The following is a 26,452-nucleotide window of genomic DNA, read 5'->3' as shown; positions in this document are numbered from 1 at the left end:
CGACTACTTTGCATACTTGTACGGTGGCGGAGCAGTCAACATCGGTGATGGCTTGTCCCACATATCGCGATAACCACGCACCTGATACGAATATCCAGGCTTCAGGTCCAACAGAAGGCCTGCTTGTCCGCCACCTGCACACATGGCGTTGTTCTTGATACTCAACTGTGTAGGCCCCGGCGCATGGTAAAGCTTAACGCTTCGCCCCTGGCTGGTTTCCGCAGCAAGCATCCCGTCGAGGTAGATTGACATCCCGGCACCAAAACAACTTATCGCACCGGCATCTTGAGTAAATACGATCCTCGCGTCTTCAGCGCCCCGTTGCTGCCCGAATGCATGGACGTCTGACAGCGGCACTTGTTTCGCATGATCTGGGTGCACCGGCGTGGTTTCACAGCCGGCGATCATAAGTGCCAATACTCCTATGCAAACAGCTTTCCGCATGCGTACCCCTCCCTGAAATAAGAGGGCAATCTACCATTGCGATCGATCTGCAAAAAGGTTGTGAACATCGTATGCCGCGGGGATCGCTTCAACTTTTACGACCTGTCAAAGCCCGCCGCAGTTTGTCAGCGACACTCGATGCACTTGGGTTCTCCTTCGCCCGCTGATTCTTCCCGGTACCGAAAGGGTTAGTCATCTGCGCCCACTCGATCCTGGCATCCATGGCCATGAACAGCTCAGGGAGCGGCGTAGACCAGGCCACATCCGGCGCCCAGCCCAGCCAGCCGGTGGCGATCCCATACAGCCGGTCGACGTAGCTGCCGTGTTCGACAGCGCTTACGCCGTCCCGGCTTGGTCGTTTCCCGGGTCACCGCCTCGCGGATTGTAGAGAGCGCCAAGGTACCTGGTGACTGGCGGTGTCAGCCCAGCCACGCCTTCCTGCCAGACCTTCTCGGGCAGCGCTTCGGCAGCCTTCCCTTCCAGGCCAGCACCGGCGGCAATGATGAAGGCCACCGCATCCACGCCTACTGCATGCAGGGCTCCAGATGCGCCGCGCAGACCGCCGAAACGGCTCTCGATCGCCCTCACCGCCTTGAGGGTGGGTCGAAGTGTGAACTCCTCATCACCCACATTCACGGTCACAGTGCCGTGCAAGGTATTGTTCATGGATCAGGTCCTATGTTGCCGGGGCCTAAGCCCCGGGTGTTATGGGGTGACCGGTGCTGGCAGCAGCTCGAGGATTTCCGAGTTGATGCCGATGGTGACATTGCGGCGGACCACGTTGTCAGCAGCACCAGGTGCCACGGTGTTGTTCATTACCTTCCCACGGAAGTAGAACGTGGTCGGACTGATCACCGGCGAGGCATCCGGGTCACCGTCGTTGAGGGTGATTTTGATGTTGTAGTCACCCTTGCTGCGGTCCTTGTGAGCGGTCTTCACCGCGTTCTGCCCAGCATCGCCGTTATCAAGACCCACGGTCAGGGTCAGGTCACCGGCGTCAGCGGTGCCCTTGTACTTGCGCACGCGACCGTCTTTCAGCGAGGTGAAGTTCACGCTACTGAAGGTGTCACCGAACTCGCCCAGGTCCTCGATCTCGCCAACTTCGACGTAGGTGTCGGCCTTGTACTCGGTTTCGGTGTCTGCGCCGGTCTTGCCGCCGATGAAGAAGCGGCAGCCGGCGGCTGTGTTGAGGTTGTCGTCGGCCATGAGTGTTCCTCCAAAGGCACATTGGGTAAAAGCCGCGCCGCGGCCGGTGGGTGATTCAGTGGGTGGTGATCACGCGGACGGTAATCGAGCCCTGGTAAGTAATACCGTCGGCATCGCGCTGGGCGTCAGCCTGCTCGACCCGAACGGAAACGGCACGCCCCACCTCCAGCGGTAGGCGGCGCTCGTCCAGGGCGGCGATGACCTCGCCGTTGATGCGCTTCACCTCAGCCTGACCTAAGGCATCAGACCAGACCGACAGGTACAGCAGGCGCGTTTCGCGCTTTCGGCCGGAGATGGGGCTGCTGTTGACCGAGACCTCCCGGTCGATCGACACGTAGGGCATGTCCGCATTCAACGGCGCACCGTCGTAGATCGGGCAGCTGACCTCGGCCTGAAGTCTGGCGAAGATGGCCTCCTGCAGGGCCAGCGATGGATCAGCCATTGCCTATCCCCTGGCTCGCCTTGCGCAGCGTGCGCCGGACAGCTTCGTGAAGGTCGGCCATCACGTATTCGCGGTTGACGTCCAGCGACGGCCGCAGCCAAGGATGAGCCGGCCTGGCGGGTATGTCCGGATACTTGCCGAAGAAGTGCTGCCCATCCGACTTGTTCTTGGTGTCGCGCTGACGGAGCGCATTGCGGCGCCCTTTCAGCTTCGACTTGTCGCGGTTGTTGGTGTGCACACCGCCCACCGCGTTGCGGTCGGCTCGCTGGTACATGCTGCCGGAATAGCCCTTCGTGCCGTACTCGAGGAACCGCAGGTAGAAGAATCGCCGGTTGTCCCGCTTGCCCCTGATACCGACCTGGGCATCCAGGCCGCTGGGGGCGACGTAGACCCGCAGGGCCGCCGACGCAGCGCCAGTGTCCTTCGGGATCAGCTGCTGCTGGGTGGCCAGCACGCGTGCCGCCGCCTTGGCCATGGCCGGCTGCAGTTCGTTGTCCATCGTCTTGTGTATGTTGCGCAGCGTCCGGCGCAGCCGGATATCGCCGCGGATACTGGACCGGCGCGCCATGACCTACTCCTTGGCCTGAGCGGCTTTCGCTGGCTTTTCGGCCTTCTCGATGATTTCGACGGCATAGCCGCGCGCAATCAGGCCCTTGCCATATTCATCCTCAACTTCGAAGATTTCGCCCTTCTCGCGCTCGCCAGAAGCGCCGGTCAGCGGTCCCAGTGCTTGAATTTTCATAGCTTCACCTCATGGATTCGGTACCGATGAGCAAAGGAGCCTCATCAGGGAATTCTCGTTGTCCGGTAAAACTGCCTCGACCTGGTAGGTGACCCCACGTCGCGTTAGGCGCGTTCCGGCGACAATGTCTGGGCGCGGTCTGCCGATGATCTCGGCCGTGACGACAGCATTCAGCTTTTCAGCTACGGCTGTTATCCGACCAGTAGGGGTCCGCACCTCGCCCCACATGTCAGGTCGAGCAGCAGGAAGCCAGGTCACTACAGCCCCCCCGGACTTATTCCTCTCTTCATGTCGGAAGGTCACTTTGAATAGGTGACGCAGCGGCCCGGCTCTCATACGCCCCACCCAATACGGTGTGGAGTCAGGAGAGCCAACGATCCCTTTGGAAGCTCGGTGGCAATGGTCCCGATCACAACGTCCTCACGGTTTGCGTAAAGGTGCCCAAGGATCAGCAAGCAGGCCGCGTTGATTTGCTTGTTGCTGACCATGGGGAATTCGCCGGCATCCCCAGCGGCGACAGCCTCATCCAGAGCTTGTTGATCGGCGTAAAAGCGACGATTCAGATAGTCCATCGCCTGCCCTTCGGCTGCCTCGATAAGGAGCTCCAGGTACTCGTCAGCATCGTCCGGGTCTCGAAGGTGATGACGGGCGATGGCCAAGCTGATGACCGGCATACTGTCACTCCTTCAGCGGCTCGAACGATGCCAGCTTCCGCTGCACCAGCTCTTCGGCATGCCGACGAGGTACCGAATAAGCCTGACCGCCACGACGGCGGAGCTCACCTTCATCCATGTAGGAGCGCAGCGGATAGACCTGAACAGTGACAGGGTTGCGAATGGTCGCAGGATCGACCTTGCCCACTGACTGGCCGGAATAATTACCGCCATCGCTTGCTGCTGGGACAACTTGATCGGCAGCTTCAGAGTTGTCGGTGCCTGGAACTGGCGCGCTGGGTTCAGGCGCTGGGATGATGGCAGACTCACCAACCTCTAGGCCTGAGCCTTCCTGCCCCGTCACCGGCTCCTGGCTCTCTACCTGAACCAGGCCTGGATCAATCGCCGGAGCACCGCCCCCGTCGTCGGTCAGCAGTGCCGGGGTTTCAGTTGGGGTGGACAAGCTGCCAACTTCAGGCTGAAGACCATTGCCCTCAGCGGACGAAGCGGCGTCATTCACCTCAGCAGTAGATGCTGGTGTTTGCTGTTTACGTGCCATAGAAGTACTCCAGTCAGGCGTCATTCCTGACGCCCCAAGGCAAATGAATCAGGGAGTGATCAGCGGACCGGTGACGAATGCCTCATCGCGGTAGATGGCAAAGGCAAGGCGTTCTTCAGCACGGATCGTTGCCATATTCTTCTCGAAGTCATCACTGTTCTCGGTCGAGATCAGCACTTCGATTTCCATGCGGTCGAAAATTTGGGCGCCAAGCTTGAACGCACCGACGAGGAAGTCGTTCTGTGTCATGGCCTGGGTAGAAACCACAGGGCGATTCCAGAGCTTCGCGTTGGTGCCTTCCTGAGGCTGCCCGATGATGTAACGGCCCTCCCCATCCTTGGTCAGTTCAATGGCAGCCCAGTCAATCGGATTGAGCACGATGCCGTCGGATGGAAACTCGGCCAGTTCGGCCTGCAGCAGCGCCAGGCGCAGGCGGTCAATGCGCTGCTCGCCCACTACAGCTACGCCAGCCGGGGCGGCGTACAGTTGAGCGACAGTCATGAGGCCCTGCAGGTTCACACCGGTGCCGTTGCCGTAAAGCAACTGAGCCTCTTCAGCCATGTTGAGGCCGTAGCGTGCACGACCGTCGATGTAGCTCTGCAGGGCCTTGGCATCGTCCAGCATCTGACGACTGGCTTTGAACAAATGGGCGATGGTCCGCACGTTCGCAGTGGTCAGGCCGAAGGTCAGATCGGAGTACGGCTTGGCAGTGGTCTCCGCCACGGTGCGGGCGTTGTTGGTGAAGCCGGTCTCACGCACGTACTCGATGGAGTTCGATTCGGTGGTGCCCGGTGCAACCAGGTCGCGTACGGTCAGTCGGCGTTGAGGCGGGGCAATGATCCCCGGCAAGCGCTGAGTCTGCACCAGGTCACCGCCGGTTGCGGTGGTGATCGCCGCGCGCGGCACGGAGACACGACGAGAGCCGCGGAAGGACGAGTTCATGTCCTTGATTTCTTCGCTTTCGATTACGAGAGCGCCTACCGATTTCTGCGGCTCTTCCTGATGATTGCGATCCCGGCTTGCATTCACAAGCTTTTGCTCGGCCTCCCCCAGGCGGGCCTGCAGCTCGCCCTGCTTGGTCAGCAGTTCATCGACCTTAGCGCGGGTTTCGGTATTCATTTCACCGGAAGCCTTGATTTGCTTCTCGGTCGCCTCGGCCTGGCTTTTGATCTGATCGCCAATGCCCTTCAGGCTGGCATTGAGTTCCTTGACTTGGGCTTCAAAGTCCATGGTCACTTTCCTTTCAGAGAATTGAGGAGATTGGTTGCCGCGCTCAGAGAGGCGGAGAGGTCTGGCGCGACAGCGCGGGGCTTGTCGGGCGGGGCAGCGTTATGCGTACCCCCGCCGGCAGCGCGAGACATGCCGGACTTGAAATTGGCGAACAGTTCGCGGCGCTCAGAACGAGGCATTCCAGCCTTCGCCAATGCGACGTCCATGGCCTTGAGCGCATTGCTCTGCGTCGACTCGTCAGTCTCGCGCTCGGTGATCTCGGTTGACGACAGGACGCCGGTGGCCAGGCCCAGCTCCACAGCACGCTTGCCACGGATGAAGGTCTCGTCATCCATCAGTTCGGCAATGTCATCGGCACCTTGGCCACTGGTTTCGGCATAGAGGTCGGCCATCGCGGCATCGAACTCCTGCATGTCATCAGCCACATCGCGCAGGTAATGACGGTTGCCCGCGAGGAAGGTCCAGCAGTTGTGGATCATCAGGAAGGCGCTGCTGGCCACCTGCCGGTCGCTTCCGGCCAGGTAGATGATCGACGCGGCGCTGGCAGCCATGCCAAGCACCTTGGTGGTGACCTTATGGCTGTGTTCTTTCAGACGGTTGTAGATGGCGATGCCTTCGAACATGTCACCGCCAGGCGAGTTGATGTATACGGTTACATCCCGCTCGCCAATGGCCCGCAGAGCGGCATCGATTCGTTTAAGCGTGACACCCTCGCCATACCAGTCTTCGCCGATCACGCCGTACACCGTGATAGTGTCCGAGGTGTTCTCTACGGCCGCCTGAATCGCGGGATTCCATTTGTCGAGCGCGCGCGGGCTCATCTCGCTGCGCAGGCCGCGAGACTGGATCTTGTGCTTCATGGATTGCTCCCGTGATTTACTCTTCTGGCTGTTGGAGCCAGTTCATCAATGCGGCCCGTGCGGCCTGGCTATCGTTTTGCTTACCCAGCTGGTCCAGCGGCACCAGGTTCGATTGCACGGTCAGTACATCGCCACCCGGCATGCTCGGAAGGTTCTCTTTCCGCCGCCCCTCGTTTCGGGTCAGGTAGCCGTTCTGCCCCATCGTGCTGAGATAGGCAGCCCGACCAGCGCTGTCCGCTCGCAGGAACGCTTCAAGTGAGTACTCGGCGTAGAACTTGATCCGATCAACCGCCGTCATGCACCACTTGTTCACGCATTGCTCGATCGGCGCCGTGAAGGACATGATGCAGTACGTGAGAAACGCGATCTGCTGTTGCTCCAGGCCGGTCCCCCAGTTACTGCCCTTGTCGGTCTTCATCACCATCCAGGGCGGAACGCCGAACCATCGACAAATTTCCTCGATGCTGTGCCCTCTCGACTCCAGCAACTGTGCGTCGGCCGGGTTGATGCCGATCATCTCCGGCTTGACGCCCTGCTCGAGCACCGGGCTCTTGCCGGCATTCAAGGCTCCGGAGATCGTCTTCACATACTCACGAAACTCGACGCGCTGAGCCGGGTTCAGCGTCTTGTCCACCGAAAACGCGACCGTGGGCATCATGCCGTTGCGGAAAGTGCTGTTGGCCGCTTCATCGGCGGACATCGCCGAACCGAAAACATCTGCGCCGTACCGAATGGCCGAAAGGCCTACCCGGCCGTCCAGGGTAAACGCCGGGATGTGCAACATGTTCTGCCGAACAATCTCCCGGCGCGCCCCCTTTCTCGGCCTGAAGAAGTACCTCAGCCGGCCATCATTATCGAACTCAAGGTCGACCCGGGACGGCATCAAGAAGTCCAGCGCAATAACGCGGCCTGCAGATCGATGGATCTCGCAGTAGGCATTACCCCACAGCAGCATCGAGGCAACGACTGCCTGCCAGAAATGGAAGGCAGCCATGTCCTCGTTGGGGCTGGTGTGCACCACGTCGTACAGCGGAAAGTCCCGGGCGCTCTCTCGGCTGCCATCGGGCATCCGCCGGTAAATGCTCAGGGGCAAGCCAGCCACCGAGGTAGAGATGATACGGACGCATGCCCACACCGTGGAAAGGCGCATCGCTTTGTCAACGCTGACCGACTTTCCGCTACTGGACTGAGCCCCGAGAAAAGCGCCCCAGAAGCCGCCATCCGATAGCTTGATGCTCTTGCCCAACCATTCGCTCATGCTTGCGGAGGGCTTGGCGGCCGCAGCCCCCAATGCCTGGGATAGGGTTTTAATCACTGGTCAGTCCTCGGCGAAGGAAACCGGCGATACAGAAGAAACTCAGCGCGCCCGCGAGCAAAGCCCAACCAGTGCCGGCCAGCACCCAGACGCCAGCACATGCCAGACAAAAGGCAACCAATGCGCAGGCGATGAAAATGTGAAGTGCGTTCATGCGATCAATGGGTCCCGAATGCCAGCCATGAAGTTATCCATTCCTCCGCGCCCCTCAGGATTGAGGCTAATCAGAGAAACGGCGTTGAATGTAGCCATCAGCGGGTCGATCTTCGCTGTGCCTGATGCTTGCTTAGTGATCAAGAAGGCGTTGGCTGACGGCACCCCTTTGGCGTTTCCGCATGACCAAGCCATGAGCGGCTGGCCGCAATGCAAAAGCGTGCCCTCAGCGAGCTTGCGCTCGGTCGTCTTGATCGCACCGGTGAGTTTCCAGCCCTGGGAGATGCCAACGATCTTGTCTTCTTCAACACCAGCGTCGGCAAGGGCGTCTAGAACTGAGCCGATCCCTGCCGGGTCGAGCCCGACCTTGTCTAGCAGACCCGACTCGTTGATCCGGGCGACGATTGCGGCGAACTGCTCCACATCCTCACCAATGCGCTTGACGATGGTCAGGTCGCCCACTGCCTCAAGGTCCTTTAACCGAGGGGCTTCAGACTTGCGGCGCTCAAGGACCGAGGGGTGGGCCCAGGCGTGAGCCCAGTGGAACCACCTGCGGGTGCTCGCTTCCCGGCCGATCACGGCAAGGCCAAGCAAGTCGTCGAGCCCTCCTCCGTCGCCACCAACATCGATGACTTCACATCGCTCCAGGATTTCATCCAAGTTGAGCCAAGTGGCCGCCTGCGGCTCCCAGAATTCGGCACCGACCCATGCGTCAGACATGAGGGCCAGGCCGATCTCAATATTGAGGTGCTTGGCCAGGAAGCCTCGCAGCTCGGCCTCTCCGTCGATCTCCGCCTGCATGAACAATCGTTCAAGCGTCGAGCGGTCGACCGAGAACCCCATGTTGGGATTCACCAGGTGAAAGTTTTCCGGCTTGCGAGCATCGCCGCTGTCGATCATCTCCTTAGAGAATTCGTAGATAACCGGCAGGAATCGATTGTCGTTAATCCGGCCATCACGCACGCCGCGCGCATAGTTCAGCTTCGACCGGAACACTCCAGCCGGAGGCTCGTTCGATTGCGTGGTCAGCCAGATGACGAAGCCTTCAGGCCTGGACAGCAGACCGCCAGTGGCCTCTCGAATCATGTCAGCGGCTTTCGGGTTTTTGCCGAACAGCCAGGCCTCATCGATCAGCACGCCAACGGCCTTCTTGCCACCCACCACGTCACTGTCGGCGGCGACCACCTTCAGCGTGGCGCCAGTCTCACGGTGAGTGATCAACCGAAGATGGGGCTGCACATGCAGCAGGTCCTTCAGCTCGTCGTCGTTATTGACCATGTCCTTGGCCGGCACAAAGGCGTTGTCGGCAATTTCTTTAGTCGGAGCGAGGATGATGAACTCGGCTGACATGCGCCAATTGCGGACCAGGGCAGTCAGCATGATCGCGGCGGCGATAGTCGACTTGCTGTTCTTCTTCGGAATGCAAAGCATAAACTCCCGAATGAGGCGCTCACCGGTCTCGCTGTTGTAACTGCCGAACACAGCCCCTGCGAAAGCCAGTACCCATGGGGCACATGCGCTTTCAATGGTTGGGCTGCCTGGGGCATCGACAATGCGAAGCCCCTTGAAAACCTCAAGACTTTCTTCTGCTTCCTGGGGGAAAAGCGGTTCAGGGATGATTGATTCGCTGGCAGCCAGGCGCCGCCACCAGTCTGGGCAGGCCGTAGTCCAAAGCATGCGTCACCCCTTGACGACAGAGAGCGGCGGCTTGCTTTGGGAGTACTTGCCCTTGCTGGCCTCTTTCGCGGCCTCCGCCTTCTGCTCTTTCTTGCCCGCCTCGGCCTTCTTCCCATGGATATACGGCACGGCAGTCTGTGCAGCGTTGCGCCGGTCGAAGACTTTCGCCCGGGGTTCGTTCATCAGCGCGAGCAGCCAGACCAATGGATCATTGGTTGAAGGCAGGCAGCTAAGGAACTCGCCGTCGGCCTCATTCATCTCCACGGGGTCTTCATTGGTTTCATTGGCCTTCGCTTTGCTGCGCCGCTTTTTCGGCTCAGGGTTAACACTGAGCTCTGCTCTACGGGCCAGAATTGCGGATGCGATCTTCGGATCATTGGCCCAGCGGGAACCAGCTGCCGCAGCCGTCGAGGGCTTGCTGCCTGCGGCTTCCGCCGCTTCTTTGTTGGACGCGCCCCGGGCCTTAGCGTCAACAAACTGTCGTTGTTTGTCTGTTAACACCATTAACGAAAACCTTTAGGGGGGAGAAAAATGTCTACGTGGGGTCGGTGGCGGTCTAGCTAGACGAGAATCCCTAACTTTTGACCCCCCTACCCTTTTCGCGGCACGTTACTGGCGTGCCTCTATGGCGCCGCGCTGGGTATCGGCGATCCATTGACGTGTCAACCACCCAGCCCCGCCGCCTCCTCGGCCTGCTTGACGGAGTCGTGGCAAGGCTTGCAGAGACTCTGCCAGTTGGTCTGATCCCAGAAGAGGACCATGTCTCCACGGTGAGCAACAATGTGGTCGACAACCCTGGCCGCAGTAGTGCGGCCGTTCCGTTCGCAGTAGACGCACAACGGGTTGTCGCGCAGGTACCGCTCTCGGGCTTGCTGCCACTTGTAGCCATAGCCGCGCTGGGAGCTGGTCATGCCGCTTCGCCAACTGCCAGGGCTCACCGCCTTGACCCGAGAGCCTGCGCTCTCCTTTATACGAGAGCCGAGCGTCTTGAGCCTGGCCATCAGTCTTTCGACTCGGTGATCAGGCGCACGAGGTCATCAGCCCGCTGCTTAACCTCCAGTACCTGACCGTCGAACGTGCGAACGATGGCGCAGATGCCGTGCCACTGACTGCTGGTGCAGGCTTCGTCCACACGTGCGATGGCGGCGGGAGCGAGGTAGCGCTTGAGGCCGTTGCTGTCGGTCAATGTGATCATCTACTTACCCCTGAGCCTTGCGAGATAGGAACAGGTCGGAGTAGCCGCGAAGCTTCTCCACACCCATGAAACCGACCATGCCGCCTGCGAAGGTGGCCATGCCCTGAGGCAGACCCATCCATTCGAGCAGCGGCACCAAGGCCAGGGTGATGAGGCCGCACAAGGCGCCCTCCAAGAACATCTGTCGTCGAGTGCCGCCGCCATACACCACTCGGAGGACGGCGATCGCGACTGACAAGCCAGCGGCATACAGCTGAGGCTGATGGGCCAGCACCCAGGTGAGCACAGCGGCCCACAGGCCAGGATCCTTCTCGGGCATGTTTGGCATCTCGATTCCTCCCTTTTGGGGAGCGGAGTAGGTTCGGCCCCAACAGCACTCCCAGCTCGGGGCGATGGGTGTGGTGGAGCCGAAAACGAAAAAGCCCCAGCGGGTGCTGAGGCTTGGTATTGGTGCGGAGGGCCGGAGCTTCCCGGCTTGTTGGTCTGGCTCGCTGGGTCACGTACCCCAGACTCTCATCGCGTAGCCGATCAGGGAGCGCACGGCTTTGATCGACGCCACTACCGACTTAGCCCAGCTGCCTGGGCGGGTCATCCGCAAAAGCGAAAAACCCCGACACAATGGCCGGGGTTCGTCTGTGTCGCGTTGCTTGCAAGCTGGACACGCTGCTATGAAAACAGGTGTTTATCCGCGCGGAAAGCTTTTTATGCAGCTTCGCGTAATTGCTCCAGGGCGCAATCGATCCAGGCCACTCCAGTGTTGATCAGCTCGCGCGCCTTGGCTTCACCCATCTTGTGCTCACGGGCGATCCGCAGCGCCGGCCATTTAGCGCCGAAGTACAGCCAGACGAAACCGCCCATCTGCGGGTTGCGCTTGTTCAGCCTGGCTACGGCGCCGTCCACCGCAAGCGCTAGGTCGTCCGTGATCACGTATTGCTTAAGCCCTCCTTCCGCTGGTGCGTGCTCCTTCATAAGCGCATACAGCGGGCATACGTACTGAGGCACGCCCATGCCATCCATGCGCCACCAGCCCCATTGCTCAAGCATGTACGCAGTGTCACCAAGGGCCTTGTCTACGTAGGTTCGCTTTTTCATGTCCTTCCCCCTCAATCCCCGGTGTAGTTGGTGCCGCCGGCGCCGCGCCGGTTGCTTCCCTGATATGTAGCCTCAGGCCCGGATGCCTGAGGGTTCTTCAACTGTTCGATCTGCCGGAGCGCTGCCCGAAGCCTCATGCTGAGCTGGGTCACCAGTTCATCCAGGGCCAGGGCCTCGCCGGTTGCAGCCACTACCCAGCCTGAGGCGTTGCAGTTGTCGCATGGCAGTTCGTAAAACAAACCCTTGGTGACCGCTCTCCCACGGCACAAAGGGCATACATCCAGATCAATTACGGCCTTCTTGAAAGCCGGGCCGTGGCTTTTGCTCATTGGCGAGAACGCCCCTTCTTGGCTCGAAGCCAAGGCTTGGTCGCACGGCTTCCAGCCACAATCGGCTTGTCGAACTGCTCGAGGCCAAACAAGCCTCCTTCCCGCGGCGCAACGGTCACTTCCTCGCCCAGATCCACGCCGAACCACTCATCAATGATCACCTGCCCAATGGCTCGACCGCCCAGGCCGTAGAGGAAGGCGACGGCTCCGCGCTCGGAAATATTCATTTCGAATCCTCACTAATTACAAATTCGGCAAGGTCGCTGGACGCCTTGTGTTCCGCTGGCTGGGCCGAATTCTGTGAAATTTCGGATAAGGCCTTGGTAAGGCCGTGAATGGCACCGAAGCCGATGCCGTCTAACCAGGCGTGCCACTTCTGCAAGGCTGCCCGGCGCTGCTGCATGGCTTGGGTGTGGATGTAGGTGCTGGCGATCTTCCCCAGCGTGTGGTTCAGCAGCATCTCGCCTATGTGGCCGTCGATACCCAGGTCGGTCCAAGTGGTACGGGATACCTTGCGCAGGTCGTGACTGGTCCACTCGCCCTGCCCAAGCCGGGTGAACACCATGCTGGCCTGGGTCTCGCTCAGTGGCAGCCCACGGCGATTCGGGAACAGGTAAACGCCCTCATAGCCACGGGCCTGTTGGATCGTCCGGTACCGGGTCAGCAACGCCGCTACCTGGGTGGTCAGCGGGAGGCGGTGCTCGGTGCGGGTCTTCGTGTTCGCCGCCGGAATGAACCACTCGGCAGCGGCCAGAGAAACCTCGCTCCAACGCGCCATGCGGGTCTCACCGATCCGGGTGCCGTGGGCCAGCATCATGAGGGCCAGCATGGCGTCGCCGGGTTCCTGCTCGAAGGCCTGGGCCAGCTGCTGCATAAGTTCGGGCAATTGCACACCCCGCAGCCGCGCCGCCTTGGGCAGGATCCGGGCCTTGGTGAAGTCGTTGAAACGCATCCCGGCCATGGGGTTGCGGTCGATCAGCCCCAGCTGCAGGGCCTGGCGGAACGCGGTCAGCAGCAGCGCGAACATCTGCCGCAGGTAGGACAGCGATATCTCGGCTTGGCACGGCCACATCAGGTGCTTGTCCAGCGTCTCGGCATTCACGCCGGCCACGGCCAGGTCATCCAGGCGCGGCTTCAGGTGCTGGGCAATGGCGGATCGGGCGCCGGCCTTGCGCTTCGCCGACAGGGAGCGGTCGCGGGCCATGCGGTCCCCGTACCAGTCCAGCAGCTGGCCCACGGTGCCCATGCCCGACACCACCGGAGCGGTGGCCGGGTCGCGCAGCAGGCGCTGACGCAGCGCGGGTAACTCGGCAATCACCGCCGCCACGGTCAGGTCAGGCCAGCGGGCGACCGGTACCCACTTCTTGCCACGCACCAGGTGCCAGGTGCCGCGCTCGCGGTTGCTCCAGAAGCGCAGGTACAGGCCGGGGTGACGCGGGTCGCGCAGGTCACGCACTGACTTGTCAGCGGCCTGCCGACGCACCTCGGCTTCGCTCAGTTTCACTTCACGGGTCGCGCTCATGCGGCCACCGTGGCAGGCTGCAGCAGGTAGGCGCGGATGGCCTCGACCGCGTCGATGTTGCCCCGACACACGATGGCCAGATAGCCCTGGGCAGCGAGCGCCTGCAGGTACGCATCCTGGCTGGGCGACACCGGAGCATCGAACGGCGGCTTAGCCTTGAACTCGATGTACAGGCCGAAATACCCACCCCGCGCCATCGGAAGCACCAGGTCGGGAACGCCGGCCTTCACGCCCTGCCCCTTCAGCTTGGCGGCCACGGCCTTGACCCGGTGCCCGCCGTTTGGCACGTGGTAGATCAGCTTGTAGGCCTGCGGGTAGCGCAGCTGCAGCTCCTGCATCAGCGCGGCTTGCTCCTGCCCTTCGCGGTCGACGGGCTTGGCGCGGGCCGGCTTGGCCTTGAACGGGCGAAAGGCGGGAGCATTCATGCAATAAGCACCCCTTCGTTCAGCAGCAGCGCCTGGGTGCGCATGACGCCCTCGGCGTGGTACTGGCGGGCGGTATCGCGGTCCACTGCCTGGCTGCGCCCATCGCAGGCGTCGTGGCAAGCGCTGCAGCACCACGCGCCCTGCAGGTCGTGCGGCTTCTTGCCGACGCCGCAGGTGCCGGCCAGCCGATAGTGTGCAAGGACGGTGGTCTCGGGGTTGCCGTTGCACACGCCCGGAATGCGCACCTGGCACTCCCGGCCGCGCGCGGCCTTGGTCAGCTTGGTTTGCCGCATGGTCAGAACTCCTCCTTGCCACGGTGCGATTCCCACTCAAAAGGCACCACCACCCCACCGCCCTCACGGAGGCGGTCATAGCACCGCTCGCCCATGGCGTGGCGAAGCTGGGCTGGCTCCAGGTTGGAAATCACTACCGTGGGGCGCATCTGCTCATAGCGCCCGTTGATGATCGAAAACAGGGTGGTCAGCTCGAACTCGCTCGGCTGCTCCTTGCTTACCCCGACCTCGTCCAGCACCAGCAGCGAAGGTTCGATCAGGCTGGACAGGATGTCGGCCTCGGACTGTTCGCTGTGGCGGTCGTACGTGGCGCGGATGGACTGCAGGACAGCACACACCGTCCGGTACACGGCCGTTGCTGAGGTGTTGCGCATCAGCTCGTTGGCCATCCCGGCGCCCAGGTGCGTCTTGCCGGTACCGACCTTGCCCAGCAGCATCAGGCTGCGGCCGGTGCGCTCAATTTCCGAGAAAGCCGCCACGTAGCGAGTGCAATAGGCCAGGGCCTTGCGCTGCCCTTCGTGCTCGACGCGGTAGTTGGCCAGGGTGCGGTCGGCAAAGCGTTTGGGGATCAGCGCCGAACCCAGCTTGCGGGTCATGGCCTCACGCTTCAGGCGGGTGTCCTCCGCCAGCTGCTTGGCTTCGCGCTCGGCAACGGCCGCTTTCTCGCACACAGGGCATCGCCCGACGATTTCGCGGCCCATCAGCATGGTTACACGCTGCTCGAAGTCGCCGTGATGCTCGCAGTGCGCGGGCTGGACGCGGAAGCCCGCGGCGTTTCGGACCTCGGACATGGTGATCACCGACTCAGATCGCATAGGTGCCGTCCTCCCGCGCGGCCAGACCGGCGGTGTAGTTGCGTTCGTTGAAGCCGTGGTGACGGCTATGGGGTTTGGCATGAGTCGGTAGCTGGGCACCGATACGCTTGGCGATCCAATCCACCTCGAAGCCCTGCCAGCCGTTCTCGACAGCGACCGCCAGGGCCTGAGCTGGCTGCACGCCGTAGGCCTTGCACTGCTCGAGCTTGGAATTCAGGGTTGACCAGACGCGAGCAGTCAGAGGGGCGCGCTTGGCCTTTCGGACCGCCAGGTAGTCAGCGATCAGCGATTCGCTCAGTCCGTGGGGGTTGTCAGCCAGCATCGCGGCCTTTCCGAACGGAGCCTTGCGCTCAGCCTTGGCCTGGACCTCGGTCGATTCGCTGGGGGGGCATGTAATCTCTTCCGAAGGAAGAGTTACATAGGGGGTTTCTTTCTTAGAATAAAGAAGGGACTCGGCGGTTTTGGTCTGTTTCGACTCGTCGCCGATTCGGACCACTTCAGCCGAGTCGGCTGTTTTGGTCTGTTTCGGCTCAATGACGTAGGCCCAGTCTTTCGGGTCATTCACGCCGATGTCACCCCGCGCACCGCCCTCGCGGAACAGAACCCGACGACGCAGCAGGCTCGAAATTGCCTTGGATACGGAGTCAGGGTGGGCGTGAATGGCTTTCGCGATGTCGGTCGCCGGGATGCGTTGAGCGCCCGCGCCGTAGTTGATGGTGGCCTTCACCACGTACAGCACAATCTTCATCTCCCGGGCCGGGAGATCGATAGCCAGCAGGCCATCCATGAGCTGGTTGTCCATCCGGGTAAACCCCCTGGACTTGTCAAGTGGGACGATGTTTGCCATGCTTCAACTCGTGTCAAGTTGTAGAGAAAGCCGCCCTGCCAGGCGGTTTTTTTTCGTCTGCGATTCCAATACTGGATGGATCCGCAGGTGTTTCAGTCATCTACCGGCGCAATGCCAGATAGGCGAGAATTTCTACAAGGTCATGCAACGGCGTCCGTCTTTCCTGCCTTCAGCGCCCCTTTGGTCAAGCGCTCGATTTGGTACTGGCGCAGCTCAGGAACGTCACCCCATTGGCGAACGGCCTCATAGGTCACCCCTAGCGCCTTCGCCAGGGCGGAAATCGACCCGAAATATTTGATTGCCTGGCTTTTGGTCATGGCGACCTCCTCTGCTCGTTCAGACATTCAAGCATGCTTGCATATTCAAAACAAGCATGCTTGACAAGCAACCTTGTAGATTGCGCGAATGAAAACTACTGATCGAATCACCAAGCTCGTCCTGACTCGTCGCCCCGAACTGGGCGTTCGCAATGTCAAACGCGACATCGCAAACACCTGCAGCATCAGCTATGAGGCTGTCCGCCAGTGGTTCGCCGGTGATACGGAAAACATCAAGAACGAAAACCTCGTCGCGCTAGCCGAGGGCTACGACACAACTGTGGATTGGCTCCTGTCGGGGAAGGGCGAGCCGCCACGCAAAGGGGCCGCAAAGCAAGAACAACCAAAGGACGTCAGCGCGCCAAGCTCCGCAGCAGATGCAGTCCGAAAAATGCTCGAAAAGCACGGAAAGGGGCTGACCGCTGAAGCCAGGCAGAGAATCGTGAGCGCGGTGGAGGAGGATCCTCAAGGTGAGAAGGAAAGCGGCTTCTTGATCGCCGCAAACCCTGTTTCCAGAGGCGATATCTCAATCCCCCAGTACGACATCAGGGCAGCTATGGGGCACGGGCAGGTTCCAGCTGAATACACCGAGATCATCCGGAACGTCGTGATCAGTGAAGACTTGCTGCGTGACAAAGGGGTGAATTACACCGCACCACAGTCCCTGGCCATCATCACCGGGTGGGGTCAAAGCATGGAAGGCACAATCAACGACAAAGATCCCGTGATCGTCGATCGCGGGGTAAATGACTACGCCGGAGAGGGAGTGTATGTGCTCACTTGGCATGGAGACCTTTTGATCAAGCGTCTTCAAAGGAAGGACGAAGATCACGTTTGGCTCATCTCGGACAACCCGAGAAATAAGGACCAAGCAGCAAGAATCGACGATGTGACAATCCATGCCAAAGTTCTTCTGGTATGGAACGCCCGAAAAGTTTGAATGGATCTTCAAGGAGCGACCGGATGGTGGAGCTGCCAGATGTTGTAGCATCAAAATTTGTGACACATGGGGAGCTCCATGAGCTTAACTCCTCACTGGAGCAGGTGATTGTAAAGCTGGTAAGCTCAGCACTTGACCTAGCAGCCATCGCTATGGCGTCGACAGACCCCGAGACAGAACAGCGCGGACACACCTCTTTTGAGGAGCTGAAGAAAGCAATTGAGAGCCTCAAAGAGTATTCAGAGGCCAAAGCACGGATACTTGAAAATGTCGGGAAACGAAGCCATGACTGATAATGTCCACTACCTTGAAGAGCGCTTTCGCAGCATCGAGAGGGAACAGCTTAAGCATGGCGGCGGCAACGACGGAGGGTCCGGTTTGGAAAAGAGAGTCGAAAAGCTCGAAAACACGATGACTGACGTGCAAGCTAGGCTTGTGCGCATTGAGTCCAAGCTCGATTTCATTGCCACGAAAGCCGATCAGGCTGAACTGGCTGGCAGCATCCATAAAGCTATGAACGAACAGACTTGGAAATTCATTGGCGCAGCCACAGGGCTTGCCGGCCTGTTTGCAGCCATATCATTTGGTTTAGCCAGAGCGCTTGCCTGAAAAAAGCCCGCTTCGGCGGGCTTTTTCATGCCAGTCAGAAAGGCGCCTCCTCCACCTCCCTCTCAACCAGGCTCACATCCTGCTGTCTGTCGATCACCCGATCGTCGTCTGTCGGCGCATCCCACTGAAGAAGCACCGATCCATCATCGCAAAAGCTCATATCTAGCCCATCGGATTCGGCTAGCAACTCCATGATCGCATTCCAATCCTGATCCCTGTCCGTGTCCATACGGTGGACCAGCACCTTCCTGCCGTGCTGCGCGAGTGGCGAGTGAATCATCGCTGAAACCCTCAAGCCCAGCCGCTCAAGGCTCGTTAGCTCTTCCATACGAACTGCTCTTTCTGGTGCTGACATCCGAAAGCTCCTAAATGCTGGATATTCATACAGTATGAGAAAATTACACAAGCGTGCTTGCATTTAAAAAACAAGCATGCTTTTATAAATACAAGTTCGCTTGCAATTGCATCGAGCTGGCAGCTACGGCAGCCACCGCTCTTTACACAACTCGACACCCGTCACCCTCAGCGGCACATGAGGGCAGCAACTGCATCATGCAGTGAGCTGGGTTCAGGTAACCAAGTGGCGCGCATGCCAATGCGGGGAAGCGCGTAGCCCAGAGAGCGATGGGCGCCTGGATCACGAAGATTTCACTGGCTGGCCTTGGCGACAGGGCCAGACGGGAAATCAACCCGAGGGCATCACCGTGAACAAAGAAGAAATCTACGACAGCCGAATCAGCCCGCTGATGCTTCAGATCATCGAGATATGCAAGGCAGAAGGCATCGCGATGATCGCCAGTTTCGATATAGGCCACGACGGAGTAGGGCCAAACGGCGAAGACTGCACAGGCCTTCTCTGCTCAAGCCTGACGCCAGACGGCGAAGGAAATCCCAACCCGTCATTCCAGCAGGCCTTCAGCTTAATCAAGCGTGGTCGGTACGCATCTCCTGCACTGCACATCGCCACCGAGCACGCCGACGGCACACGGACACTGGCAGCAATCATCTGATTTCTCGACAGCCGGAAAGACGGCCCGATCTACCTGGTTCCCCATCACCAGGCTGCATCGGTCGTGGCGTTCGCCCTCTCCTGGTCCGGGAGGTGTAGGCAGCGAGCGTCACGACCAATGCAGCCCAACGGAAGCGAACTCAAATGGCAAAGTCGTTTAAACAAATGATCAAGGATGGCGAGGTGCGGCGCGCCGATGCCATGAAGGTTCAACTCGAGGACCTGCACGAAGAACCTGGCTTTAACCTGCGCACGGAGGGCGATGCACTCGAAGCGAGCATTAACGCTCTCGCAGAATTCATAGCGGCGGGCGGTCAGATCCCACCGCTGGAAGTTCGTCCGCGGGCCGAAGGTGGTGTTTGGCTTGTCGATGGTCACCGCCGGCGCCGAGCGCTTTTGAAGCTTGACGCCAAAGGCAGGCTTCCTCGGACACCGAACAAAGACCGTCCTGAGGTGCATGAAGCTTGGGTGCCCGTGATCGCTTTCGAAGGCAGCGATGCTGATCGGGTAGCACGCATCATCACCAGCCAGGAAAACGAAAAGCTTTCCCCTCTTGAGCTGGCTGAAGGCTACAAGCGGCTCCGCGCTTTCGGCTGGTCGGTGGAGCAGATCGCAACGAAGGTTGGAAAGACGCGGCAGCATGTCGAACAGGTTCTCACCGTAGGCAATGCAAACACGGATGTGCAGAACCTGGTAGCCGCCGGCCACGTTTCGGCGACTACAGCAGCTCAGGTTGTTCGAGAACACGGCGACGGCGCCGGAAAGGTTTTGGGAGCCGAGCTCGAAAAAGCCCAGGCAAGCGGCAAGAAGCGAGTAACAGCCGGCTCTATGAAGGGCCCTTCGATCCCGAAGCCTCGGCTAGAAGCCGTGCATGTTGCATCACGCAATCTAATTGCATCGCTGGAATCGATCGACGAGGACAGCCGATCACTCACCATCCCCACGGCGCTCGTCCTGCAACTGCGCGAAGCCCTGGACGGCGCTAAACCGAGGTAGCACCTCATGGATACGATCACTTGCGGCTCATGGATTGGCCAGCTCGGCAAGGCGCTGGCTCCCCGCGAGCTTGAGGCACTGTTGTGGGTGGCCCAAGGCCTCACCACCAAAGAAATCGCCCGCCAGATGGCGGTCAGCCCAGGCACCGTGGCCAATCGCATCGAAGCCGCGTTGTTCAAGCTGGAAGCCGGCCGCCGCATCGAGGCGGTCACCAAGGCCATGCGCCAGCAGATTATCAGCCCGCTTTGCATCGCCCTCGCCGGTCTCATCGCCATGCACGCAGTCATCGCCGACAGCGACCCCATGCGCCGCGATCGCCGCGCACCGGAGCGCCGCACCGCCCAAGTTCGAATCGTTCGCAAGGCCGAGGCCTTGGAACTCCACGCCTGACCACCCGAGGATCACCCATGCAGACAGCAATGCACCCTGCTTTCGAGCAGAAGCTTGCCGTGCTCGCGGCCCTGCTCGAGCGCAGCAAGTCAGTCAGGGCCGAGGCCCATGCCAAGGTCAGCCAAACAGCGCCGCGTTACCAGGCATGCGGCAAGGGCTCAACGTGGGATGTGGTGGAGATCGCCACCGGCGCCAAGCAGGGATTCGCCTTCAGCTACCGCACTGCAATGCGGTTTGTGGATGCGATGGAGGCAGGCGCAGCGAGCAAGCAAGGCGGTATGCAATGAGCAAGCGCAAGCCACACAACATGCGCGCCAGGCTGGAGCGGACTTGCCGGGCTCTGGTATCGGCCAACCACGCCGCCGTGGTGAACATCGACCCCAGCGGCCAGCAGGTACTGCTCCACTGGAAGAAACTCAAGCAGATCCGCCTGCGCCAGGTGGCTGATGCGGTATGCGACATCCCGCACCGCTGGACGATCTACTTGAGCGTGCTGTGCCGGACGGAGTTCGGCGAGCGATACCACAAGTCGGTTGAGGTCGCACCGCAGGGCAACTACCGGGCCGAGCACCTGACCGATGTTATCGAGGCTACCTATACCGACCTGCGGGCAACGGCCAACCCTAATCACCTGGTGGCGGCCGGCTGGATCGCCATACCCACAGACACAACGCTCGTCGAAGCAGAAGCCGCCAAGATCTTTGCCGCTGTCGGCGCCTGGAATCAGCAGAAAGCAGCATGAAACGCACCACCGCACGCGTCCGGCACGGCCGGCGTCAGCAGCACATCAATTTGTCACCCAGCGGCTTGGGAGGTGTTGGCCATGGCCGAGAAGAAGAGCGGGTCCGCGAAGCACTCAGCGGACTACCGAGACCGCCAGAAGAAAGCAGCCGCGAAGCTGGGCATCGAGAAGGTGTTCTTCAACATGCCGGTAGGGATCAAGGCCGCCATGGCTGCCGAGATCGAACGCCATGGCTACGACCAGGTGCAGGAGCTCTGGCAGGACCTGGCCTTGTCGTGGATCGCTCAGGATCCTGAGGAGCGGGCGCGTCGCTTAGGACGACCTGACGCGCCAGCTTATTACATCTCGCCAAAACTAGCGCGTCAGTTCGAAGAAGAGAGCTTGCGCGATCTGCGCCGCGATCCCGGCGACGAAATCATTAGGCCCATGGTTCAGCTTTAAGTACTCGACGGAGGATAGCGTAGAAGAGCTTAATGCTAGCCAAGTCGTCTTGGGAGTTGAGCAGCGTTTCGCCTTCCTTCGAAAGAACATCGCCGTTCACATCTATATAGAACCGATCAAGTTCAATCGCCTTCCCGTTCACCGGATCTTTTAGCGTAAGCAATACAGCAGCAAGACCATGTTCGCCCCGGAATACAGGAGATAAATGCAAAGCGAACTGCTTCCCTAGCACCTCGCCAGAAGCCTTGTTTGCCGCTAGTTCTTCATTCAATACGACATTTTTTGACAGTTTCACATCGATGAGTCGATGCCAATGATCGAAACGATCAAAGAAATACTCTTTGGCTCGACGGAATCCCGTATCGGCCTTTCTGAGTTCCTTTTCGAAGTTGTCTTCCTTGTAGTCAAAATCCGACAGTTCCACTTAGCGTGACTCCATTCGTTAACGGCAGGTTGCCGCAACCCCTAATACCCCATTCACAATCAAATTGCCACCATGCCGCCACCCGGCCAAGGAGGATCACCCATGCCCATTCGCCACGCAGTGATGCACTTCATCAACAAGAAGCCGGACGGCAGCCCGGCATCCCTACACATGGCCAGCGCCAGCCTGCCGGAAAGCGGCGCCATCGAGAACCTGGTGAACGATGTGAACGACGGCTACAACGCCAAGACCGGCAAGGCCTGGGGGGTCTTCCACAGCGAGTCCGGCGCCTACCCTCTCAGCGGGTGGCTGGCCAAGGTCGTCAGCGGGGACATGCAGTTCATCGACTTCACCCGCACGGCGGTTGAGCACCTAACGCGACTCATGGAGGAATCTAACCTGGCGGTTGGTGGTCACGTACTGTTCGCGCTGTACCAGCAGGGCCTGACCGAATACCTGACCATCGCCATCCTGCGTCAGGCCGAGACGATTTCGGTTGCCAATGACCTCTCCGTATCGGTTTCGCGCCACCTCGATACCAGCGCCCTGCACTTTGCCGCTCGGAACAACCTGACCGAGTGGAAGAACAATCCAGCGTCGCGGCAGTACATTTCGTTCATCAAGAGCAAGAGCGGCAAGCGGCTTTCGCACTATTTCCAAGACTTCATCGGCTGCCAGGAAGGGATCGACAGCCCAGGCGAAACGCGCACCCTGCTCAAGGCCTTCACCGACTTCGTGAGCGCTGAAGACTTTCCGAGCGACACCGCCAGCGAGAAAAGCCAGAACCTGGTGGCCTACGCCCAGGCGCAGGGCAAGATCGGCGAGCCGATTAGCCTGGACGAGCTTTCCGAAGTGCTGGATGAGGATAGGCCGAAGACCTTCGCCGACTTCATCAGGGCTGGCGACTACGGGATCTCCGAGAGCTTCGCCGTCGACAAGAGAACCCTGAACCAGTATCGCCGCTACAGCGGCCGCGCCGAAGGCATGTCGATAAGCTTTAAAGCTCAATTGTTGGGCAACAAGATCGAATTCGACCAAGAGGCTAGCACGCTGATGATCAAAGGAGTGCCGACTCAGCTGGTCGATCAGCTGAGGCGAGCAGGAATGGCATGACTCTCCCCCAGCCACCTGCCCTGTCAGCTTTCTTTAAGCACCTGATTTGCTGATACTGTTGCCAAACTTATCCAGAGCGCAGCGGTGGGCGTGTCCATCCAAAAGTCCAGAATCTTGTCCGACTCAGCTTCGAGCATCCCGCCTTCCAAACCGCGTAAAGCGTCTCTCAACGTAGACACGGGTTCTAGCAGCTGTACCGATGGAAGATCCAGCAGATTGATGTTGTCTAATGAATGACGAAGCCCTGAAATCAGATTCAAACTGGATTTGAGATTTATACGCTCTCTGCTCTGGATCGTAACAGCTCGCTTCGACCTCTCCGCTAGAGATCTGACATGGCATTCTACAAGCTGGCTGCGGGCCTTTTCGTCCTGTAATTGGGCTCTCCTTTGAGAGGATGCTACCCAAACCGCTATCAGGATGGCTGCGATAGATCCAATAGCTTGAACCCAAGAGGCAAGCTCAGAGCTACCAATATTAACGACTGGTAGAAGACTCCCCCCCAGCACCCACACTGTAGGTGCGACCAGCAAGCAAACCCACATAGTCCTAATCGCGAATGGAGCGCTCTCTCGCAGTGCATCCTTAATCTTCAATCGTATTCCCTCCGAATCAACTTCAGGGAATTCAATCGCATCCCACCCCAAATTGCCACCATGCCGCATCCGGCCATGGAGGGCCGCACATGCATGGAGAAAGCCATGAACGTCGAGACATCGACCGTCACCAAGCTACTGATCACCGGAGCCGAAGGCCTAGACCCGATCAGCGTCTACCTCGAAGACTTCGAGCCCTGCAAGGGCAAGATCACCGTCAGCTGCTACGACAAGACCTGGCATGCCTACTGGGGCGGCATGTGGGATGGCCTGACCATCGGCCAGTTCTTCTGCAAGCTGCACGACGCCTACATCATCGGCTACTTCGACCGGGCGCTGAGCTCTCGCCAGTTCAGTGCTGAAGCGCTGGCCGACAAAGCGCGGAAGGTGATCGTGCAAATGCGGCGTGACCGGGACCTGGACGCAGAAGATGCCCGAAGCCTGCTCGACGAGGCCGAGGATCTTCGACACACCAGCTCGCTCGATGAGTGCGGCGGTGCCCACCGCGAGTTTATGCACCGCGTGTTCGGTGACGACTGGTGGAACCTGCCAACCGACGCCATGGAGCGCAATCCTGACTGGGACTACTTTTGCCGGATAATCGCGACAGTGCAGCAGGCCCTGGCCAAGCAATTCCCGATCACCACCTTACCCGCGCTGCCCGCCAGCGCCTTCCCCTATTCAACGGCAGGGTCGGCGCCCAGGCCTTTCCGGTAGCGCGCAATCGCAATGATCTGCCGCAGGCAGATGACCATGTCCTTCTTGAGGTGGTCATCCGGCAGACCGATCTTTTTCAGCATTGCCTGGGCTTCTTCCTCGATCGAGGCAAGGGCCTCGGTATCGCTTTTCAGTGTCATGGCGACCTCCACCGGGTCGTGTAACCCATGAAGTGATAGTGCACCAGAACCACGAGCGCCACGCGGCGCCTTCCCCTATTCAACAATAGCGCCTCCCCGGCGAGGTCGACGTAGTGAGGTCAAAGCAGGATCACGATTGCCTGTAAAGCAGCGGTAACTGACGCAGCGCCGGCAGCCCAAGCGTTGAAGCGCCCCTGTCTTGCAGCAGTAAGAATAAAGTCCGTTTTGCCGTCACTGATCGTCCCGATAGGAGATCCATCGTCGTTATATCGATCTTTGTATGGAACCCGAGCATTCGCCGAGAACACCCAAAGCACGGCAGAAGCGATTCCGGTAACGGCTGAGACACCTACCAGCAAGGTTTTTAAATCCATACCCCCTCCTTCAATTTGCGCCGGAATATACCGGGCGGGCCATTACCATGACCACAGCAATCGACCTGTTCGCCGGTCTCGGCGGATGGAGCACCGGCGCGCGCGCCGCAGGCGTCCAGGTACTCTGGGCGGCAAACCACTGGCCGGTAGCCGTTGAATGGCACAGCGCTAACCACCCCGAAACCCAGCACGTTTGCCAGGACCTGCATCAGGCTCGCTGGGAGCAGGTGCCTGCGCACGACATCCTGCTTGCCTCACCCTGCTGCCAGGGCCACGCGAAGGCCCGCGGCAAGAAATCGGGCAACCCGGAACACGATGCGTCGCGCTCGACAGCCTGGGCGCCTGTATCGGCTCTAGAGTTCCACCGGCCGCAGGCGGCAGTGATCGAAAACGTGCCGGAGTTCACCGACTGGGTGCTGTATCCGGCCTGGCTGCAGGCAGTGCAGGCGCTGGGGTATCAGGCCGCGCCGCACATCGTCGACTGCGCCGACCTCGGCGTGCCGCAGCACCGGGTGCGCCTGTTCATGGTCCTGACGCGCAGCAAGGCCCCGCTGATGCTGCAGCTGCCGCAGGAGCGGCATGTGCCGGCCGCCAGCTTCCTCGACTTCAACGCCGGGCGCTGGTCGCCGATCGAGAAGCCAGGCCGGGCCCAGGCCACGCTGGACCGGGTCCGCAACGGCCGACAACGCTTCGGCGACCGCTTCATCATGCCCTACTACGGCAAAGGCTCCGGCACCACCGGGCGCGACATCAACCGGCCAATCGGCACCATCACCACCTTGGACCGCTGGGCCTTGGTTGACGGCGACCACATGCGGATGCTCAGCGCCAGCGAGGCCTTGGCCGCCATGTCATTCCCGGCCGAAACCCTTCGCCCAGACAGTCACCGGCTGACCATGCACATGGCCGGCAATGCGGTACCGCCGCTGGCTGGGCAGCGAGTGATCGAGGCATTACTTAGAGCAGCTTAACCCCCTTTGCTTACTCGTCTCAATATAGGCGTTAGTTTAGGCTGATACCGACTCCACAATTATGGAGACTACACAACGTAAATTCAGACCAGTTGCTGCCGTCAGTGGATACTGAAAGTGTATCTTCATTGCCTTTCAGAAAATAACCTTCAAACTGCATATCAACCCGCTCAATAACTAGCGCATGGGGCGGACATACCTTTAGCTGCAACGCAATGTCACCTAGACCACGACGAATTGTCACTCGCGCGCCCTCGACCTCTACGTCCCAATTTTCATCGCCAGCATACCAAACGTTGTCAACAATCTTCAGGGTGGTCGCTCCGGTGACATCAGATAACAGGCCAGACAAAAGTACCGGACCGCCCTCCTCCACAGGGGGGCGGAAGGAAAGGACGTCTACACCATGGATTTGAATCAACACGCCGCAATTAAAGAAACTTACGCCTGCAAATTTTACATCAATAGGATCTGGCCCAAAGTCAAATAATTCAGAAGCAAATCCTTGCTGCTTGCACTTCGGATTTTTGTTTGCTCTAGCGACAGTAGCCGCTGACAGTGTCCCGCGAGCCCGCTTCTGGTTGCACTGCATACATAACAGTGTCATCCCTTTAGGATTGTGCTCTCTGGCATCTTTGAAGTCCGGATCAAAATGCTCGTAGTCATAATAAGCCAATCCACATATAACGCATCCAAATCCACATCTACTCCGAATTTCGCGGCGGACATCCTGCGGGACATAGCGCCCGAGGCCGTACTGATTTCGCTCTCCCATCCCAGCCCCCAAACTGCCCAAATAAAACCCGAAATATAGACCGCGAGGTATCCCCATGCCCACAGAAAACCGATCCAGCAACACAGAGATTGTCAGCAT

44 protein-coding genes are annotated in these 26,452 nt (G+C 59.8%); 12 read left to right on the top strand and 32 right to left on the bottom strand.

The window, feature by feature from the left end:
- Positions 1-3 precede the first annotated feature (3 nt).
- The 27 genes from CAG46_RS23630 to CAG46_RS23505 form a co-directional block, all read right to left on the bottom strand.
- On the bottom strand, positions 4-408 hold the full coding sequence (locus tag CAG46_RS23630) for a hypothetical protein (RefSeq protein WP_069942543.1): 405 nt from the start codon (positions 406-408) through the stop codon (positions 4-6).
- Between the two features lie 372 nt (positions 409-780).
- Entirely contained in the window at positions 781-1,110 is a 330-nt protein-coding gene (locus CAG46_RS23620) for a hypothetical protein (RefSeq protein WP_085615003.1), read from the bottom strand.
- A gap of 39 nt (positions 1,111-1,149) precedes the next feature.
- Complete coding sequence (locus tag CAG46_RS23615; protein ID WP_085615001.1) at positions 1,150-1,650, bottom strand: hypothetical protein; 501 nt, start codon at positions 1,648-1,650, stop codon at positions 1,150-1,152.
- A gap of 55 nt (positions 1,651-1,705) precedes the next feature.
- Entirely contained in the window at positions 1,706-2,092 is a 387-nt protein-coding gene (locus CAG46_RS23610) for a DUF3168 domain-containing protein (RefSeq protein WP_085614999.1), read from the bottom strand.
- A complete protein-coding gene (locus CAG46_RS23605) occupies positions 2,085-2,660 on the bottom strand; it encodes an HK97-gp10 family putative phage morphogenesis protein (protein ID WP_085614997.1) in 576 nt (191 codons plus the stop codon). The genes CAG46_RS23610 and CAG46_RS23605 overlap by 8 nt, the downstream gene beginning before the upstream one ends.
- 3 nt (positions 2,661-2,663) lie before the next feature.
- Positions 2,664-2,834 carry a hypothetical protein gene (locus tag CAG46_RS28975; RefSeq protein WP_178080724.1) on the bottom strand — a complete coding sequence of 57 codons (171 nt, stop codon included), beginning with the start codon at positions 2,832-2,834 and terminating at the stop codon, positions 2,664-2,666.
- A gap of 9 nt (positions 2,835-2,843) precedes the next feature.
- Positions 2,844-3,170 carry a head-tail adaptor protein gene (locus CAG46_RS23600; RefSeq protein WP_085614995.1) on the bottom strand — a complete coding sequence of 109 codons (327 nt, stop codon included), beginning with the start codon at positions 3,168-3,170 and terminating at the stop codon, positions 2,844-2,846.
- Positions 3,167-3,508 carry a head-tail connector protein gene (locus tag CAG46_RS23595; RefSeq protein ID WP_085614993.1) on the bottom strand — a complete coding sequence of 114 codons (342 nt, stop codon included), beginning with the start codon at positions 3,506-3,508 and terminating at the stop codon, positions 3,167-3,169. The genes CAG46_RS23600 and CAG46_RS23595 overlap by 4 nt, the downstream gene beginning before the upstream one ends.
- 4 nt (positions 3,509-3,512) lie before the next feature.
- Entirely contained in the window at positions 3,513-4,046 is a 534-nt protein-coding gene (locus CAG46_RS28790; RefSeq protein WP_158090791.1) for a hypothetical protein, read from the bottom strand.
- Between the two features lie 48 nt (positions 4,047-4,094).
- Complete coding sequence (locus tag CAG46_RS23585) at positions 4,095-5,276, bottom strand: phage major capsid protein (RefSeq protein ID WP_085614989.1); 1,182 nt, start codon at positions 5,274-5,276, stop codon at positions 4,095-4,097.
- 2 nt (positions 5,277-5,278) lie between these two features.
- Positions 5,279-6,136 carry a head maturation protease, ClpP-related gene (locus tag CAG46_RS23580; protein WP_085614987.1) on the bottom strand — a complete coding sequence of 286 codons (858 nt, stop codon included), beginning with the start codon at positions 6,134-6,136 and terminating at the stop codon, positions 5,279-5,281.
- Between the two features lie 16 nt (positions 6,137-6,152).
- Positions 6,153-7,451 carry a phage portal protein gene (locus CAG46_RS23575; protein WP_085614985.1) on the bottom strand — a complete coding sequence of 433 codons (1,299 nt, stop codon included), beginning with the start codon at positions 7,449-7,451 and terminating at the stop codon, positions 6,153-6,155.
- Positions 7,444-7,605, bottom strand: coding sequence for a hypothetical protein (locus tag CAG46_RS28970; RefSeq protein WP_178080723.1), 162 nt, complete (start codon positions 7,603-7,605; stop codon positions 7,444-7,446). The genes CAG46_RS23575 and CAG46_RS28970 overlap by 8 nt, the downstream gene beginning before the upstream one ends.
- A complete protein-coding gene (locus CAG46_RS23570) occupies positions 7,602-9,281 on the bottom strand; it encodes a terminase large subunit (protein WP_085614983.1) in 1,680 nt (559 codons plus the stop codon). The genes CAG46_RS28970 and CAG46_RS23570 overlap by 4 nt, the downstream gene beginning before the upstream one ends.
- 3 nt (positions 9,282-9,284) lie before the next feature.
- Complete coding sequence (locus CAG46_RS23565) at positions 9,285-9,785, bottom strand: terminase small subunit (protein ID WP_085614981.1); 501 nt, start codon at positions 9,783-9,785, stop codon at positions 9,285-9,287.
- 158 nt (positions 9,786-9,943) lie between these two features.
- A complete protein-coding gene (locus CAG46_RS23560; protein WP_085614979.1) occupies positions 9,944-10,282 on the bottom strand; it encodes an HNH endonuclease in 339 nt (112 codons plus the stop codon).
- Complete coding sequence (locus CAG46_RS23555; RefSeq protein ID WP_085614977.1) at positions 10,282-10,476, bottom strand: hypothetical protein; 195 nt, start codon at positions 10,474-10,476, stop codon at positions 10,282-10,284. Before CAG46_RS23555 ends, CAG46_RS23560 begins: the two co-directional genes overlap by 1 nt.
- 4 nt (positions 10,477-10,480) lie before the next feature.
- Positions 10,481-10,804, bottom strand: a complete 324-nt coding sequence (locus tag CAG46_RS23550) for a phage holin, lambda family (protein WP_010952643.1) — start codon at positions 10,802-10,804, stop codon at positions 10,481-10,483.
- 374 nt (positions 10,805-11,178) lie between these two features.
- Complete coding sequence (locus CAG46_RS23545) at positions 11,179-11,568, bottom strand: antiterminator Q family protein (RefSeq protein WP_019471606.1); 390 nt, start codon at positions 11,566-11,568, stop codon at positions 11,179-11,181.
- Positions 11,569-11,579: 11 nt separating this feature from the next.
- Positions 11,580-11,897 (bottom strand): hypothetical protein, encoded by a 318-nt coding sequence (locus CAG46_RS23540; RefSeq protein WP_085614975.1) that lies wholly within the window; start codon positions 11,895-11,897, stop codon positions 11,580-11,582.
- On the bottom strand, positions 11,894-12,124 hold the full coding sequence (locus CAG46_RS23535) for a hypothetical protein (RefSeq protein ID WP_085614973.1): 231 nt from the start codon (positions 12,122-12,124) through the stop codon (positions 11,894-11,896). Before CAG46_RS23535 ends, CAG46_RS23540 begins: the two co-directional genes overlap by 4 nt.
- Positions 12,121-13,419, bottom strand: coding sequence for a site-specific integrase (locus CAG46_RS23530; RefSeq protein WP_085614971.1), 1,299 nt, complete (start codon positions 13,417-13,419; stop codon positions 12,121-12,123). Before CAG46_RS23530 ends, CAG46_RS23535 begins: the two co-directional genes overlap by 4 nt.
- Positions 13,416-13,844 carry a VRR-NUC domain-containing protein gene (locus CAG46_RS23525; protein ID WP_085614969.1) on the bottom strand — a complete coding sequence of 143 codons (429 nt, stop codon included), beginning with the start codon at positions 13,842-13,844 and terminating at the stop codon, positions 13,416-13,418. Before CAG46_RS23525 ends, CAG46_RS23530 begins: the two co-directional genes overlap by 4 nt.
- The gene (locus CAG46_RS23520) at positions 13,841-14,137 is read right to left on the bottom strand and encodes a DUF1364 domain-containing protein (protein WP_085614967.1); all 297 of its coding nucleotides are present in this window, start codon (positions 14,135-14,137) and stop codon (positions 13,841-13,843) included. Before CAG46_RS23520 ends, CAG46_RS23525 begins: the two co-directional genes overlap by 4 nt.
- A 2-nt stretch (positions 14,138-14,139) precedes the next feature.
- A complete protein-coding gene (locus CAG46_RS23515) occupies positions 14,140-14,952 on the bottom strand; it encodes an ATP-binding protein (RefSeq protein ID WP_085614965.1) in 813 nt (270 codons plus the stop codon).
- Positions 14,942-15,799, bottom strand: coding sequence for a replication protein (locus CAG46_RS23510; protein ID WP_085614963.1), 858 nt, complete (start codon positions 15,797-15,799; stop codon positions 14,942-14,944). The genes CAG46_RS23515 and CAG46_RS23510 overlap by 11 nt, the downstream gene beginning before the upstream one ends.
- Positions 15,800-15,939: 140 nt before the next feature.
- The gene (locus CAG46_RS23505; protein WP_085614961.1) at positions 15,940-16,116 is read right to left on the bottom strand and encodes a Cro/CI family transcriptional regulator; all 177 of its coding nucleotides are present in this window, start codon (positions 16,114-16,116) and stop codon (positions 15,940-15,942) included.
- A gap of 88 nt (positions 16,117-16,204) precedes the next feature.
- Between CAG46_RS23505 and CAG46_RS23500 the strand changes: the two genes are divergently transcribed.
- The 3 genes from CAG46_RS23500 to CAG46_RS23490 are packed head-to-tail and all read left to right on the top strand — an operon-like array spanning position 16,205 to position 17,665.
- Positions 16,205-17,056, top strand: a complete 852-nt coding sequence (locus CAG46_RS23500; RefSeq protein ID WP_085614959.1) for an XRE family transcriptional regulator — start codon at positions 16,205-16,207, stop codon at positions 17,054-17,056.
- Between the two features lie 23 nt (positions 17,057-17,079).
- Entirely contained in the window at positions 17,080-17,349 is a 270-nt protein-coding gene (locus tag CAG46_RS23495) for a hypothetical protein (protein WP_085614957.1), read from the top strand.
- Positions 17,342-17,665, top strand: coding sequence for a hypothetical protein (locus CAG46_RS23490; RefSeq protein ID WP_085614955.1), 324 nt, complete (start codon positions 17,342-17,344; stop codon positions 17,663-17,665). Before CAG46_RS23495 ends, CAG46_RS23490 begins: the two co-directional genes overlap by 8 nt.
- Before the next feature lie 34 nt (positions 17,666-17,699).
- Here CAG46_RS23490 and CAG46_RS23485 read toward each other — a convergent pair whose 3' ends face one another.
- Positions 17,700-17,993, bottom strand: a complete 294-nt coding sequence (locus CAG46_RS23485) for a DUF1654 domain-containing protein (protein WP_085614953.1) — start codon at positions 17,991-17,993, stop codon at positions 17,700-17,702.
- Positions 17,994-18,369: 376 nt separating this feature from the next.
- On the opposite strand from CAG46_RS23485, the gene CAG46_RS23480 reads away from it, so the two are divergent.
- The 6 genes from CAG46_RS23480 (at position 18,370) to CAG46_RS23455 (ending at position 21,243) form a co-directional block, all read left to right on the top strand.
- The gene (locus CAG46_RS23480) at positions 18,370-18,675 is read left to right on the top strand and encodes a hypothetical protein (RefSeq protein ID WP_085615372.1); all 306 of its coding nucleotides are present in this window, start codon (positions 18,370-18,372) and stop codon (positions 18,673-18,675) included.
- Positions 18,676-18,818: 143 nt separating this feature from the next.
- Positions 18,819-19,670 carry a ParB N-terminal domain-containing protein gene (locus CAG46_RS23475; protein WP_085614951.1) on the top strand — a complete coding sequence of 284 codons (852 nt, stop codon included), beginning with the start codon at positions 18,819-18,821 and terminating at the stop codon, positions 19,668-19,670.
- 6 nt (positions 19,671-19,676) lie between these two features.
- Complete coding sequence (locus CAG46_RS23470; RefSeq protein WP_085614949.1) at positions 19,677-20,060, top strand: response regulator transcription factor; 384 nt, start codon at positions 19,677-19,679, stop codon at positions 20,058-20,060.
- 17 nt (positions 20,061-20,077) lie between these two features.
- Positions 20,078-20,347 carry a hypothetical protein gene (locus CAG46_RS23465; RefSeq protein WP_085614947.1) on the top strand — a complete coding sequence of 90 codons (270 nt, stop codon included), beginning with the start codon at positions 20,078-20,080 and terminating at the stop codon, positions 20,345-20,347.
- Positions 20,344-20,802 carry a hypothetical protein gene (locus tag CAG46_RS23460; protein ID WP_085614945.1) on the top strand — a complete coding sequence of 153 codons (459 nt, stop codon included), beginning with the start codon at positions 20,344-20,346 and terminating at the stop codon, positions 20,800-20,802. Before CAG46_RS23465 ends, CAG46_RS23460 begins: the two co-directional genes overlap by 4 nt.
- Before the next feature lie 81 nt (positions 20,803-20,883).
- On the top strand, positions 20,884-21,243 hold the full coding sequence (locus CAG46_RS23455) for a hypothetical protein (RefSeq protein WP_085614943.1): 360 nt from the start codon (positions 20,884-20,886) through the stop codon (positions 21,241-21,243).
- Here the strand turns inward: CAG46_RS23455 and CAG46_RS23450 are convergent.
- Positions 21,221-21,667 (bottom strand): hypothetical protein, encoded by a 447-nt coding sequence (locus tag CAG46_RS23450; RefSeq protein ID WP_085614941.1) that lies wholly within the window; start codon positions 21,665-21,667, stop codon positions 21,221-21,223. The genes CAG46_RS23455 and CAG46_RS23450 overlap by 23 nt on opposite strands.
- A gap of 102 nt (positions 21,668-21,769) precedes the next feature.
- Here CAG46_RS23450 and yejK point away from each other — a divergent pair, with 102 nt between their 5' ends.
- Entirely contained in the window at positions 21,770-22,780 is a 1,011-nt protein-coding gene (gene yejK, locus CAG46_RS23445; RefSeq protein ID WP_085614939.1) for a nucleoid-associated protein YejK, read from the top strand.
- A 701-nt stretch (positions 22,781-23,481) separates the two neighbouring features.
- Positions 23,482-24,093: a hypothetical protein gene (locus CAG46_RS23440; RefSeq protein WP_256575129.1), complete on the top strand. Its 612-nt coding sequence runs from the start codon at positions 23,482-23,484 to the stop codon at positions 24,091-24,093.
- Here CAG46_RS23440 and CAG46_RS23435 read toward each other — a convergent pair.
- Positions 24,054-24,233, bottom strand: a complete 180-nt coding sequence (locus tag CAG46_RS23435) for a hypothetical protein (protein WP_085614937.1) — start codon at positions 24,231-24,233, stop codon at positions 24,054-24,056. The genes CAG46_RS23440 and CAG46_RS23435 overlap by 40 nt on opposite strands.
- A gap of 119 nt (positions 24,234-24,352) precedes the next feature.
- Entirely contained in the window at positions 24,353-24,607 is a 255-nt protein-coding gene (locus CAG46_RS23430) for a hypothetical protein (protein ID WP_085614935.1), read from the bottom strand.
- 47 nt (positions 24,608-24,654) lie between these two features.
- On the opposite strand from CAG46_RS23430, the gene CAG46_RS23425 reads away from it, so the two are divergent.
- Positions 24,655-25,578 carry a DNA cytosine methyltransferase gene (locus CAG46_RS23425; RefSeq protein WP_085614933.1) on the top strand — a complete coding sequence of 308 codons (924 nt, stop codon included), beginning with the start codon at positions 24,655-24,657 and terminating at the stop codon, positions 25,576-25,578.
- 31 nt (positions 25,579-25,609) lie between these two features.
- Here CAG46_RS23425 and CAG46_RS23420 read toward each other — a convergent pair whose 3' ends face one another.
- Entirely contained in the window at positions 25,610-26,452 is an 843-nt protein-coding gene (locus CAG46_RS23420; RefSeq protein ID WP_256575128.1) for a hypothetical protein, read from the bottom strand.

It is taken from the genome of Pseudomonas sp. B23(2017), from assembly GCF_002113725.1.
Lineage (GTDB): Bacteria > Pseudomonadota > Gammaproteobacteria > Pseudomonadales > Pseudomonadaceae > Aquipseudomonas > Aquipseudomonas putida_Z.
Note: the sequence above shows the minus strand (reverse complement) of the source record. Positions and strands in the feature narration are given on the sequence as shown.